The sequence below is a fragment of the Adhaeribacter arboris genome (genome assembly GCF_003023845.1).
GTDB lineage: Bacteria > Bacteroidota > Bacteroidia > Cytophagales > Hymenobacteraceae > Adhaeribacter > Adhaeribacter arboris.
Genome location: NZ_PYFT01000001.1, coordinates 4867758 through 4880025 on the forward strand (window position 1 = coordinate 4867758; position 12268 = coordinate 4880025).

The 12268-nt window shown below is 42.5% G+C and carries 11 protein-coding genes; 4 read left to right on the forward strand and 7 right to left on the reverse strand.

All coding sequences use genetic code 11. The features are described from left to right. Positions 1-32: 32 nt before the first annotated feature. Positions 33-371 carry an ArsR/SmtB family transcription factor gene (locus AHMF7605_RS19775; protein WP_106931761.1) on the reverse strand — a complete coding sequence of 113 codons (339 nt, stop codon included), beginning with the start codon at positions 369-371 and terminating at the stop codon, positions 33-35. Between the two features lie 353 nt (positions 372-724). Here AHMF7605_RS19775 and AHMF7605_RS19780 point away from each other — a divergent pair, with 353 nt between their 5' ends. Beyond that, positions 725-3211, forward strand: a complete 2487-nt coding sequence (locus AHMF7605_RS19780; protein WP_106931762.1) for a bifunctional UDP-N-acetylmuramoyl-tripeptide:D-alanyl-D-alanine ligase/alanine racemase — start codon at positions 725-727, stop codon at positions 3209-3211. Positions 3212-3570: 359 nt separating this feature from the next. Here AHMF7605_RS19780 and AHMF7605_RS19785 read toward each other — a convergent pair whose 3' ends face one another. After that, the gene (locus AHMF7605_RS19785) at positions 3571-3909 is read right to left on the reverse strand and encodes a hypothetical protein (protein ID WP_106931763.1); all 339 of its coding nucleotides are present in this window, start codon (positions 3907-3909) and stop codon (positions 3571-3573) included. A gap of 208 nt (positions 3910-4117) precedes the next feature. Between AHMF7605_RS19785 and AHMF7605_RS19790 the strand changes: the two genes are divergently transcribed. The 3 genes from AHMF7605_RS19790 to AHMF7605_RS19800 all read left to right on the forward strand — a co-directional run bounded on the left by AHMF7605_RS19790 (position 4118) and on the right by AHMF7605_RS19800 (position 7373). After that, positions 4118-5569, forward strand: coding sequence for a M16 family metallopeptidase (locus AHMF7605_RS19790; protein WP_106931764.1), 1452 nt, complete (start codon positions 4118-4120; stop codon positions 5567-5569). A 15-nt stretch (positions 5570-5584) separates the two neighbouring features. Beyond that, positions 5585-6982, forward strand: coding sequence for a M16 family metallopeptidase (locus tag AHMF7605_RS19795; protein WP_106931765.1), 1398 nt, complete (start codon positions 5585-5587; stop codon positions 6980-6982). 139 nt (positions 6983-7121) lie between these two features. Beyond that, a complete protein-coding gene (locus AHMF7605_RS19800; protein WP_106931766.1) occupies positions 7122-7373 on the forward strand; it encodes a hypothetical protein in 252 nt (83 codons plus the stop codon). Positions 7374-7486: 113 nt separating this feature from the next. On the opposite strand, the gene AHMF7605_RS19805 is transcribed toward AHMF7605_RS19800, so the two are convergent. The 5 genes from AHMF7605_RS19805 to AHMF7605_RS19825 all read right to left on the reverse strand — a co-directional run bounded on the left by AHMF7605_RS19805 (position 7487) and on the right by AHMF7605_RS19825 (position 12114). After that, positions 7487-7690: a hypothetical protein gene (locus AHMF7605_RS19805; protein WP_146153625.1), complete on the reverse strand. Its 204-nt coding sequence runs from the start codon at positions 7688-7690 to the stop codon at positions 7487-7489. 498 nt (positions 7691-8188) lie between these two features. Then, on the reverse strand, positions 8189-9091 hold the full coding sequence (locus AHMF7605_RS19810; RefSeq protein WP_106931768.1) for a sugar phosphate isomerase/epimerase family protein: 903 nt from the start codon (positions 9089-9091) through the stop codon (positions 8189-8191). A 51-nt stretch (positions 9092-9142) separates the two neighbouring features. Next, entirely contained in the window at positions 9143-10474 is a 1332-nt protein-coding gene (locus tag AHMF7605_RS19815) for an NAD(P)/FAD-dependent oxidoreductase (protein WP_106931769.1), read from the reverse strand. A gap of 114 nt (positions 10475-10588) precedes the next feature. Next, complete coding sequence (locus AHMF7605_RS19820) at positions 10589-11203, reverse strand: thioredoxin family protein (RefSeq protein ID WP_106931770.1); 615 nt, start codon at positions 11201-11203, stop codon at positions 10589-10591. A gap of 191 nt (positions 11204-11394) precedes the next feature. Next, the gene (locus AHMF7605_RS19825; protein ID WP_106931771.1) at positions 11395-12114 is read right to left on the reverse strand and encodes a DUF547 domain-containing protein; all 720 of its coding nucleotides are present in this window, start codon (positions 12112-12114) and stop codon (positions 11395-11397) included. Positions 12115-12268 lie beyond the last annotated feature (154 nt).

Consider the following 12268-nt stretch of genomic DNA (forward strand, 5'->3'; position numbering starts at 1 on the left):
GAAATAGCACCCTGCTAAACCTTATTTTGCTGTTACCTTTCGTTATCGGGAGTAGTTGCGGTGGCTAAATTATTAAGAAATTCCTGAAGAAGTTGCCGGGCTTCCAGTACTTGAGTAGAATTTAAACCGTAACAAACACAGGTGCCGTTTACTTCACCGGTAATCAGGCCGGCTTCTTTTAATTCTTTTAAGTGCTGCGATACCGTAGATTGCGACAAGGGTAGTTCTTCCACAATATCGCCGCAAACACAAATCTGTTTCTGACTGAGTAACTGTAAAATAGCTATCCGGGCCGGATGCGCCAGTGCTTTTGCGTAAGTGGCTAATTTTATTTCTGTTTCCCGAAAAGAGGCTGCCTTCGAAATTGCCATGTATGCCAGGTGTAGGATCTTTGTCCTTTTTATAATTAAACTTAAAAATATTAAATAATTGCCAAATTTTCGCCAAGAGGCCTGGAATAACCTACTGAAGTTATCTAATTGCTTCTAAAAAATAGATTACACTTACACTTGCCATTTTAAATGGGTATATATATCCGGGCAGCAGGAGGTTACGTTTTGTAAGTTATTTCATCAGGTATTCTTTAAAAACATATTAGTAAAAGCGGGAAATTCAGATTAGTACTTTTACATAAGTTATTCTTCCGCCAGAACAAATCCGTGGGATAAATGAAACGAAATCCTTTGGGGTTATTTACCTTTGCCTTTCTAATAATACCGCGCTTATGTTACGCTTCAAAGATCTGGCTGAACTTACTCATGGCAACTTGCTGCAGTTAAAGCAAGATTATCTTATTCAGCATGTATTAACGGATAGTCGTAAGCTGGCGCACCCGGCTAGTTCTTTGTTCTTCGCCATAAAAGGTTCTTTTAACGATGGACACCAGTACATTGCTAATTTATATAAACGGGGAGTCCGGCAGTTTGTAATAGAAGACAGTAGGGCAATTCCAGGGATAAAACAGACCGATGCTCTCGATAGAGCTTTTCCGGAAGCTAACTTTTTGCAGGTAAACAGTAGCTTAGCGGCTTTGCAAAAGTTAACGGCCTATCATCGGAGCCAATTTGCGTTACCGGTAATGGCTATAACCGGCAGTAACGGCAAAACCATTGTGAAAGAATGGCTGGCGCAATTGCTAAGCCCCGATGAACGCGTGGTGAAAAGTCCGCGCAGTTATAATTCGCAAATTGGAGTGCCGCTTTCAGTATGGCAAATTAATCAAAATCATACATTGGGCATTTTTGAAGCGGGTATCTCGCGCATTGGGGAAATGGAGAAGCTGACCGCTATTATTCAACCCACAGAAGGTATATTCACGAATATCGGGCAGGCTCACGCGCAAGGCTTTGCTTCGCTGGAACAAAAAATAACTGAGAAGTTAAAGCTGTTTAAAAACGTGGAGTGTCTTTATTATTGCCGGGATCATGTTCCGGTTCATGAAGCAATTGTTGCGGCAAAAATTCCGGCGTTTACCTGGTCGCGGCATCAACCCGCCGATTTGCGGATTGTAAATAGTGCCCTGCAAAACAACCATTTTGCCTGCAAATTTCAATACCAACAACAAACGGGTACGCTACTGATACCTTTCACCGACGAAGCTTCCATTGAAAATTGCTTGCATTGTTTGGCGGTTTTGCTGGTCAGGCAGGTGCCTTTGCCCGAAATTCAGCAGCGTTTTTTAAAATTATCTCCGGTAGCTATGCGCCTGGAGATGAAAGAAGCTATAAACGGTTGTTACCTGCTCGACGATTCTTATAACAATGATTTAAGCGGTTTAAGCATTGCCCTGGATGTACTGCAAAATCAAACCCGGACGGTTAAGAAAAGCGTGGTTTTGTCGGATTTACTCGAATCGGGTTTGTCCGAAGAAGTACTGTATAGCCAGGTGGCCGAATTAATCCGGGTTCATCGCATTGACCGCTTAATAGGGATTGGTCTGGTTATTGGCCATCATAAATTAAAATTTGAACTACCCGCTGAATTTTTTGCGGATACAAATGAATTTCTGATAAATTTTAATCCGGATAATTACCAGCAGGAAACCATTCTGTTAAAAGGAGCCCGCATATTTGAATTTGAGAAAATAGTAAGCGCTTTTCAACGGAAAGTTCATGGTACGGTACTCGAAGTTAACCTAGACGCTTTGGTGCATAACCTGAATTTTTACCGGGCTAAGCTGGCTCCGGAAACCAAGTTAATGGTAATGGTAAAAGCTTTTGCTTACGGCAGCGGTTCCTACGAAATTGCTAATTTACTCCAGTTTCACCGGGTAGATTACCTCACCGTAGCGTACCCGGATGAAGGTATTTCGCTGCGGAGGCACGGTATTAGTTTACCCATTATGGTAATGAGCCCTTCGCCGGATTCGTTTACCAAATTGCAGCAATACCAGTTAGAACCCGAAATATATTCTTTAGAAATTCTGGAGGCTTGCATGAAGGCTTTACCTTCTGACCCGAACTATCGCCAGAACATTCATTTAAAATTGGATACGGGTATGCACCGCTTGGGCTTTACCGAAACAGACCTGGAAGTTTTATTTGCACGTCTGGCGGCCACCCCGCAATTACAAGTAATAAGTGCCTTTAGTCACCTGGCCGGTGCCGATGAAGCTATGTATAATGATTTCTCGCAATTACAAATATCCCGTTTCCGCGCCATGGTTCAGCGAGTAGAAAATACGTTGGGCTACAAGGTTATTAAACATATTCTTAATTCGGCGGGGATTGTGCGTTTTCCGGAACACCAAATGGATATGGTTCGGCTGGGAATTGGGTTATATGGTGTAGAAGCAACTGGAACAGAGCAAGATGCCTTACGTACGGTTGGCCAGTTGAAAACTACTATTTCGCAGGTGAAGGGGGTAGCGGCCGGAGAAACAGTGGGCTATAGCCGGAAAGGTATTGCTGACGAACCAAAGCAAATTGCCACCATTGCCATTGGCTACGCCGACGGGTACGACCGAAGGTTCGGCAATGGTGTTGGCCAGGTACTTATTAAAGGGCAACAAGCGGCCACTATTGGCAATATTTGCATGGATATGTGCATGTTGGATGTAACCGGTCTGGACGTAAAAGCCGGGGATGAAGTAGAAGTTTTTGGGGAGAATATTACTATTGGTAAAATGGCCCGGAAAATTGGTACCATCCCCTATGAATTACTCACGAACATTAGTGGCCGGGTAAAGCGAGTTTTTTATGCTGAATTATAGCAGTACAAGAATTTATTGAAGAATTTAAATAAATAAGATGTATTGTTGATAGTTGATCTTTGGAGCCTTTTCAAGTCTCCAGTTGCCGATGCTGATGCGGATGGAAAAGTAGCCTGCTTGCCTCATAGCCGGCGGGCCTCGTTTGGCTAGAGAGGGCCTTTAAGTCTTCTTTTCTCCTGCGTCGAAATGCCTCGTGCCTCGGCACCGAATCCTTAAAGGCCCTCTCTAGCCAAACTGGTGTCGTTTATTCTTGGCTACCTGATTCTTTGGAGTTGTAATTATTATTTACTGGAGTTATTTAGAAAAGAGTAAATGATTGCCTTCGGGTGCATTAAAATTAAAAAAATATGGTAGTAATTTTATTTAAAAGCTTGCAGACTATCGCTACGAACCAGAATGGGTTTGCCCACAAAAGCTGCTTTTAAAATATAGCCTTCTTTAATTTCGGGAGCGCGCTTTAACCTTACTTTGTAGAAAAAATAATCGGTCGTATCCATAACCTGAAGCATTTCTTGGGGCTGCACCATGGCTATTGCTAACCCTCTTACAGTGGGTCGGTCGTATAATTTTTCTTCAATGTTAGCTACAACTACTAATTGTTGGGTTGGCGGGTTTTCGGGTGCGGATCTTTGCTCGGTACCTGACTGGCAACTGGCTGCCAATAAGCCCAGAAGAATAAGAGCAAAAATATTTTTCATATATTTTAAAGTTTAGCTATTTATTTTACGAAGAGTTACTTACATTTAGGCAGTTACTTAAGGTAACGTTTTCGCCCCAATCCTCCTGCAACAAAACAAACAAAAAACTTCTTCCGGCTATTATTGTCTGCTCTGAACGAGCAGTGGAGAATGTATTTCTGTATCCAAGAATTAGTAATACTTTATTCTTTAAATAATTACTTTAACTATGCTTGTAAAATTTTTACTCCCGCAAAAACTTCGGTTAGCCTATTCTGCTTTCGGATTTAGTGTGATCATTGCCCTTGGCGCTTGTAGCCAAAAAGCAGTAACTACCACTACTCCCGCACCACCTACTACTCCGGATACGGCTCCAGCCAGCCCAAAAGCTACCTACCAGGTACCCGTAGATTATTATACCCTGGATAATGGTTTAAAAGTGGTTTTATCGCCGGATAAAACTACCCCCATTGTTACCGTAGCGGCTTATTATAACATTGGTTTCCGGAATGAGCCAAAAGATCGCACCGGGTTTGCCCACTTATTCGAACACATGATGTTTCAGGGCTCGCAGAATTTGGGCAAGATGGAGTTTATTCAGTTAATACAGAGAAATGGGGGAGTTTTAAATGGCTCTACCCGATTCGATTTTACGAATTACTTTGAAATTGTGCCAGCTAATAAACTGGAAACTATTTTGTGGGCCGAAGCAGATCGAATGCGGGGTTTGAACATTACCCAAGATAACCTGAAAAACCAACAGGAGGTAGTAAAGAACGAAGTAAAAGTGAATGTTTTGAATCAGCCTTACGGTGGGTTTCCGTGGCTGGATATGCCGCAGTACGCCAATAAAAACTGGTTTAATGCGCATAACTTTTATGGCGACCTGAAAGACTTAGACGCCGCTAATCTGGATGATGTCAAAAACTTTTTTAAAACTTTTTACTCCCCTAATAACGCCGCTTTAGTAGTAAGTGGAGATTTCGACCCTGCTCAGGCAAAAGCTTGGGTAAAGCAATATTTCGACGCGATTCCTGCAGCCGATTTGCCCCCTAAAGTTGATTTAACCGAACCCCGGCAGGAAAAAGAGCAACGGTTTGCCAAAGACGATAAATTGGCAACCAAGCCCGCACTGGCTTTTGCCTACCATATGCCTGATCGGAATACACCCGAATATTATGCTATGGGCTTACTCGACCAGATATTGATACAAGGTAATGATAGCCGCTTATATCAGGCGCTGGTGCAGGAAAGGGGCTATACCGGTAGCGTAAGTGGGGGTATTAATTCTGGGTTAGGCAATATGTTTAACTACAACGGCCCCATGTTATGGGATGGTAATCTTATTCACGACAGTAGTGTAACGGCGGATTCTATAATGGCGGTGATTGATCGGGAAATAAAAAAATTGGAAACTAATGGCATTGATCAAGCTTTGCTGGACTTAGCCATTGTAAAAATGCGCTCCAGCTTCTATGATCAAATTAGCCAAACGTATGGTTTCGGGAAAGCGGATTTACTGGCTAGTTTCGCTTTATTTGATAACAATCCGGCGCGCATAAACACTTTAGAAAATGAATTCCGGAAAGTAACACCGGAGCTCATGCAGAAAACCCTGCGCGAATACCTGCGGCCTACTAATCGTACTATTTTAACCATTAATCCATTAGCTAAAAGTTAAGGAGGACCTTCCATCATGAAAATTGTAAATATATATTTTTTAAGCGGGGCTTTGCTGTTTAGTAGTGTGGCGGCAATGGCTCAGAAACAAACTCCACCAACGGGTGGCGAACCGCGCAACTTTACCTTACCGGCCAAGCAGGAGTTTACTTTGCCCAACGGCTTACAAGCTACCATGGTGCCTTACGGCGAAATACCAAAAGTTACCGTAAGTTTAATGGTGCAGGTTGGCAATGTGCACGAAACCGAAAAAGAAAATGGCCTGGCCGATATAACGGGGCAGCTTATGCGCGAAGGCACGACTAATTTAAACGCTAAACAAATTGCCGAGCAGGCAGCTCGCATGGGAGGCTCCGTAGACGTAAGCGTCGGCTCGAACCAAACAACTATTTCGGGGTCCGTTTTATCCGAGTACGGGCCAGACTTGGTAAAATTATTAGCGGATCTGGTGCAGCATCCGGCTTTTCCACCTTCGGAGATAGAACGCATTAAGAATGATTTTAAACGTAACATGAATCTGGCCCGCTCGCAACCCGGTACACAGGCTGATACCAAGTTCCGGATGGCGATCTATAAAGGGCATCCTTATGGCCGCGACTTGCCTACCGACGCGCAGATTGATGCTTTTACCGTGGAGCAAGTGCGGGATTTTTATCAGCGGCAATTTGGTGCGCAGCGCACCGGCGTGTATGTGGCCGGTAAGTTCCAGGGAGAAGCCATGCGCCAAGCTATCACCGCCGCCTTAAGTGAATGGCAACAAGGACCACCGCCGCGCATTGAAATTGCTCAACCCATTACCAAACCCGATATGTTGCTGTTAGACCGGCCCGGCGCTCCGCAATCTACCTTAATTATTGGCTTGCCCACCATTGATCCGTCGCATCCCGATTATACCAAAATGCGGGTGATGAATTCTTTGCTGGGTGGGTCTTTTGGGTCGCGCATTACCCGCAACATCCGCGAAAATAAAGGCTATACCTATTCGCCGTACAGCTCTATTGCTCCGCGTTACCGGGTAGCCGATTGGAGCGAACAAGCCGATGTTACTACCGAGCATACCGGTAATTCTCTAAAAGAAATTGTGAACGAAATAGACCGGCTGCAAAAAGAAGCACCTTCTCCCGAAGAATTAAAAGGCATCCAGAACTATGTGGCGGGCATATTTGTGCTGCAGAATTCGTCGCCGGGAGGCATTATTAACCAGCTAAACTTTCTGGACCTGCATGGTCTGCCCGATACGTATTTGACTAACCAAGTGCAAGCTATTCACGCGGTAACTCCCCAAGAGGTAAAAGATTTGGCTAAAAAATATATTCGGCCCGAAGACATGACCATGGTGGTTGTAGGCGATAAAAAAGTAATTACCCCGCAGATTAAAAAGTTTCAGTCGGAGAAAAAGAAGCGGGCTTTGTAAGGAGTTGTTGTAAGTATTATCCGTTGATGCAGAACATATAAGCAGATTTAATTATTCCGGAAGGCTGGGTTCTCTACCAGCCTTTCTTTATTTTGCTTACGTACAACTGAAATTCTAAAAATCAAAAGTTGCCGAAGAAATGGAGAACAAGCATTTATTTATAGTAACTACCTTATCCAACGAAAAAGTAGATTTAACGAAAGCAAAAGAACTGCGGAGTAATAATTTATTCCCGTTTGGCAAGCACAATTACGCTATTTACCGCACTCCCGAAAATGTATTTGTAAAAGGCACGAACTCCGGCCTGGAATCACACATGCTTGATACCTACGAGATTATGGAAGAAACAACCGCCTTGCAATACAAGCACCCTTATTTCCGGGAAGAGTAAAGCAAAGAAGATTAATGAATATAAAAGGCAAAATCTTAAGAAGAGAGGAAATAAAAAAGGGTAAACCGTATTTTAGTGGTTTACCCTTTAATAGCTGGTAGTGTTGGTAAAAGTTAATTGATCCATTGACTTTGTAAGTTGTTAACTGCCGGTTTTTGTTGTACTAATTGTTTCTCCGATTCGTAATACGTTTGGTATTCATCATCGGTTAATTCATCCTGGAGGGCCATGTGAAACTTGGATAACGCGGGGTAAGTTGCGTAGCGTTCCTGCCGCTCGGCGGGATTGTCTACGTCGTAGTCATAAAAGCTTTTCATAAAAAAAATTAGTGAAATTTTGGGAGAAAACATTTTTACTACAATTAAGCAAAAAAGTTCTGGATAATTCAGTTTATCTAAATAACTTTTTTGAGAACTTAAATGAAGGTAAGTATTTGGTAGATAAATAGTTTCTTCTATTCTAAATTTGTTGCAATAATTGCTTTTATTGATATAGGTACAATTATTTTTCTGCCATAAATTAGCTTGATGTTAGAAAGGTATTTCTTACAATTATTACATTCTTTAATGCATATTTCTTCATTGACTTTCGGCTACTTATCATTAATCATAAGAATAAGGTGCAGTATTTAAAATATCAAGGCGGCAGTAAACGAGTCAACCGTAGATCACCACACTAATGGAAGGTGAGGAAGAGCTTACCTTTACAAATCAGAAAAATTATTTTTGGTACCTCATTATTATATAGACAGATAGAAACAAAAGCGGCTCCTACCTACGTAAGAGCCGCTTTTGTTTCATAAAAAAGCATTATGACTAATCTAATTTCTGCACGGCTTCTCTGAAATACTGTACGCTGACCGTTACATCCGGAGCGCTATTTTCCCAATTATATTCATATTCGGCGGAGAGTACGCCTTTAAAGTTTTGTCTTTTCAATTCAGCCAATACGCCGTCTACGTTCGATACGCCTTCGCCCCAATGTACGTCATGAGCATCTTTGCTTTTTTCATTCAAATCTTTGAAGTGCAGTTGAATAACGTGGCCTTCCAGTTTTTTCAAGCATTCAACCGGGTCTAAACCAGACCGAACCCAGTGCCCGATATCGGCGCAGGCACCTAATCGTTTGCTTTGCCCTTGCATGGCAGCAATTACCACATCGGGGTTCCAGTAGCGGGAAGGGTTAGGATGGTTGTGTAAGGCCGCGTTGATACCGTATTCGTCGCAGAGTTGAGATACTAGTGGAATGAATTCCGGCTCGGGCTCCATGGTAATATTTTCCAGGCCCATATCTTTAGCAAACTGAAATAATTCCCGCCAGCCGGCCTCATCTTTAGCGCCGGTAACGCCAAACGATACCATTTTCACGCTTTTGTCCTGCAACATTTTTAAAATTTGATTTCGTTTTTCAGCGGGCATATTCGGCTCCATTTTGCCTTCAATTCCGCCGCCAATCGTTTGACCCGGAAACGCTTCTACGTAGTTTAAGCCGCAGCTTTTAATTTTATCAATGGCTTCGGTAAAAGTAAAACGATTAAAGGTGTAAGCTTGCGCACCTAGTTTCCAACCTAATTCGGTTTCAGGAGTTTGGCCGCTGGCTGTGGAAGCAGAGGTGGGTGCTGAGGTAGATGCAGCCGATGAAGCACTATTGTTACTGGTAGTTTTACACGATACCGTTAAGCAGAAAACGGCAAACGTGCTTAATAAAAGTTTTTTCATGAAAAGTAATTTTTTGCGGCTCTAATATACAAGAACTAACCGGAGAACAAACTACCTTTTAAAGCCAAAAACTTGTTTTAGTTTATTAGTAGATTCTTTTTGAGCAGGATAAAGTTGGTTATATTGCCGCAAAAGTTCGGGTTCGTAACGCTTATAAAATTCGGGGTCAAAATTAGCTTCCCGCAGGTTTTTCAAGACTTCCTGGATGGGAGTGTTGTTTCGAATCCAACGTTCACAAACTTCGTGGCGGTAGCGAATACCCATTAAATTAAAGCCTTTTACGCGGTTACTGGCTTTGTCAAAGCAAATCCGGATTGATTTTTTGCCACTCGGGTGTTCCCAGTATAAGTGCTCTTCGTCGGGTTGGGGTTGCTGGTTTACTTCGCCGTATACCTGGTATTCAATATCAAAAAACTTGGCCGAGTTAAACCACATACCAGGGTTATAAGGTGTTTTCTGACCACAAAGCGTATGAGCCAAGGTTTCGCCGTGCATGCGGCCCGCGTACCAAAGCGGCTCCACGGATTTACGACCTAAAGGTGGCTTCTGGTACTGCGCGCAGTCGCCAATAGCGTGTACATCCGGCACGTTGGTTTCAAAATACTCGTTTACTAGTACGCCTTTATCCAAGGCAAGGCCGCTGTCGCGCAAAAATTCAATATTGGGGTGAACGCCCACGGTTAAACCTACAAACTGACAAGGTATTTCTTCCCCGTTTTTAGTAATAATTGCTCGCACCTTACCATTTTCATCGGGTAAAATTTGTGCTAGTTCGGTTTCCAGGCGCAGGTCTACGTGGTGGCTTTGAACGTGGCGGGCTACCATTGCTGATTCTTCAGTGGGCAATACGCTACTCCAGAAACTTTTTTCCCGCACCAGAAAAGTAACATCAATACAGCGCGATAGAAACATTTCAGCTAATTCTACACCAATTAAACCGCCGCCTACAATTACCGCTCGTTTTATTTGTGGCGTTAGCGTTTCCAGGTTTTCCAAATCCTGCCAGGAATATAATCCTTGCACCCCGGCGAGTTCCTGGCCGGGCCAGTTAAAAGTATTGGATTTAGAGCCAGTTGCTATTACCAGTATATCGTAGGTAACCGTATCGCCGGATTGCAGTTGAAGCTGTTTTGACGAACTATCTACCCGGGTAACGTAATCGCGTTTTAATTCAATGCGGTTTTCGGGCCAGTACCAATCTTCGAAAGGCTTCATTTGATCGGCCCGTAGGTGCCCCATGTACACGTACATGAGAGCCGTGCGCGAGAAGAAATAATCGGTTTCCGACGAAATAACCAGTAGTTGATGGTTACTTAACCGCCGGACATGCTGTGCCAGCGTAATGCCGGCAATGCCATTCCCGATAATTACTATTTTCTTCATGCGCTGCGTTTACCAGCTCTAAGGTACGTATTTACCCGGATGTACCGCACCATTGGGCCATCTATAGTTACTATGCTGTAATTAAAGCTAAAGTATAAAATTAATAGTTGATGCTTACTGCCAGCTACAAAGTAGTTGCGCTATTTCCTGCTGCATCGAAGCGCTTTTATCTTTCGCGTACCAAAGTTGTACGTTTTGAATGAATTCTTTTTTAGTACCCGTAGGATTCGCTTTAAAAGCCCGGTATAACTCTTGCGCCGCGTCTGGTCGCGGGCCCCAAGTGCCTAATTCTTCGCCAGTGTTCGCATCGAAACAGATTAATTTAGGAATAGAGCGGGTACCATTGGTTAAATACTGGTCCATTAAATTCGGGTTTTCGTCGCGGAGCAACAATTTTAACTCGATTTTACCGGCCGAAGCTTCTGTTATTTTAGCCAGCACCGGCACATTTTGCGCCGCGTCGCCGCACCAGGCTTCCGTTAATACTATCCACTGTAAGGATCTGGTTAATTCGGCCAGCGCTTGCTGTACTTCGGGGAGCAGGGTAGTAGTGCGGGCAATTCGGGTCATCCTTACTTGGTTTAGTTGGGTATAAGATACCATTTTCGGATCTTGATCCGGGCCGGTAGTTTTATTTTCGGCTAGTAAGCGGTCAATTAAGGCTTCGTATTCTGAATAAGAAAAAGATTGATCGAGGTTTACAAGCGCTTGTTTATCGAATGGTTGCATTTTATTTATTATACTAAAAAGGTTTACGTTTATAGGCAGCCTTAGAGCTTTGTCTGATAACTTTTAAAATGGCGTATTTTGTTGCCTGAATATTACTTGCAAATAGAAATAAGCCTGCTTTTAAATCATACAAATTGCCGTGAAAAAGCGTTCTGTAAACGGCTATCTTCCACTGAAAGAAGGTATTTTATTTATTGATTGTTTAAACTCCAGTTATACTCGTAATATCCTAGCTGGTAATTGCCCGGAATTTTATCGGTCCGGTAGGTATTCAGAAACGAAAGTACAGTTTGGTTATCTTTGGTAAAATCATTTTTGTACCAGTCGAAAATTTTTGAAAGCAATACTTGCCGGTTTTTAGAATTAACCCGAATAAATACCGGATTGTTTAAGGTCAGTTTAGTGCGGTTATTTAGCTGAGAATCTATTTCATCGGGAGAGTAAGCAAAACTTGCCAGCGGCGGACAACTTATTGCTGCACAGGCCAGGGCAAAATGCAGCCGGGCATCAGGGTATGGTTGTAATAACTTTTTCTTTTCTAGGTCATTCAAGGTGAGTTTTTCTCCCGCTACGGTATACAAAGTTTTATCAAAAAAGCCGGGTTTATCCATTACTGATTTTAAAGGATACAAATTACTTACCGCCTGAATAACTAGTAAATTATAGGCATTTATATAAAACGCCTTCTTACTGTTTTCCGAAGCATTTGTCAGGTTTATACTACTAATTCTGGAGCTAAGAACTTGAATGGCTTGTCCTTCTTTTTTAATGGCGGCGTAAGCTACTTTTCCATCCGAAACGTATTTTTTTAAAAAAGCGTCGGCCTCCGAAGTAAAAGCCGGCAATATATTCTGGGCCGATAAACTTAAATGAAAGAATACGAATACAATCAGAATAGAAAATTTTTTCATGATAAATAATAAACAGGATAACAGATAAATCTGGTTAATAAGACAAATAGAAGTAGAAATAATTTTATGGTTATAAATTTCAGTAAAAACCAGATAATAACGAAGCTAAAAAATAGGCAATACTTGGATTAGGTTGAGTGCTACAACATTTCTT

Excerpts from the sequence above, each read along its gene's own strand:
- AHMF7605_RS19775 (WP_106931761.1), bottom strand. The coding sequence starts at position 371 with ATGGCAATTTCGAAGGCAGCCTCTTTTCGGGAAACAGAAATAAAATTA.
- AHMF7605_RS19780 (WP_106931762.1), top strand. The coding sequence starts at position 725 with ATGTTACGCTTCAAAGATCTGGCTGAACTTACTCATGGCAACTTGCTG.
- AHMF7605_RS19785 (WP_106931763.1), bottom strand. The coding sequence starts at position 3,909 with ATGAAAAATATTTTTGCTCTTATTCTTCTGGGCTTATTGGCAGCCAGT.
- AHMF7605_RS19790 (WP_106931764.1), top strand. The coding sequence starts at position 4,118 with ATGCTTGTAAAATTTTTACTCCCGCAAAAACTTCGGTTAGCCTATTCT.
- AHMF7605_RS19795 (WP_106931765.1), top strand. The coding sequence starts at position 5,585 with ATGAAAATTGTAAATATATATTTTTTAAGCGGGGCTTTGCTGTTTAGT.
- AHMF7605_RS19800 (WP_106931766.1), top strand. The coding sequence starts at position 7,122 with ATGGAGAACAAGCATTTATTTATAGTAACTACCTTATCCAACGAAAAA.
- AHMF7605_RS19805 (WP_146153625.1), bottom strand. The coding sequence starts at position 7,690 with ATGAAAAGCTTTTATGACTACGACGTAGACAATCCCGCCGAGCGGCAG.
- AHMF7605_RS19810 (WP_106931768.1), bottom strand. The coding sequence starts at position 9,091 with ATGAAAAAACTTTTATTAAGCACGTTTGCCGTTTTCTGCTTAACGGTA.
- AHMF7605_RS19815 (WP_106931769.1), bottom strand. The coding sequence starts at position 10,474 with ATGAAGAAAATAGTAATTATCGGGAATGGCATTGCCGGCATTACGCTG.
- AHMF7605_RS19820 (WP_106931770.1), bottom strand. The coding sequence starts at position 11,203 with ATGCAACCATTCGATAAACAAGCGCTTGTAAACCTCGATCAATCTTTT.
- AHMF7605_RS19825 (WP_106931771.1), bottom strand. The coding sequence starts at position 12,114 with ATGAAAAAATTTTCTATTCTGATTGTATTCGTATTCTTTCATTTAAGT.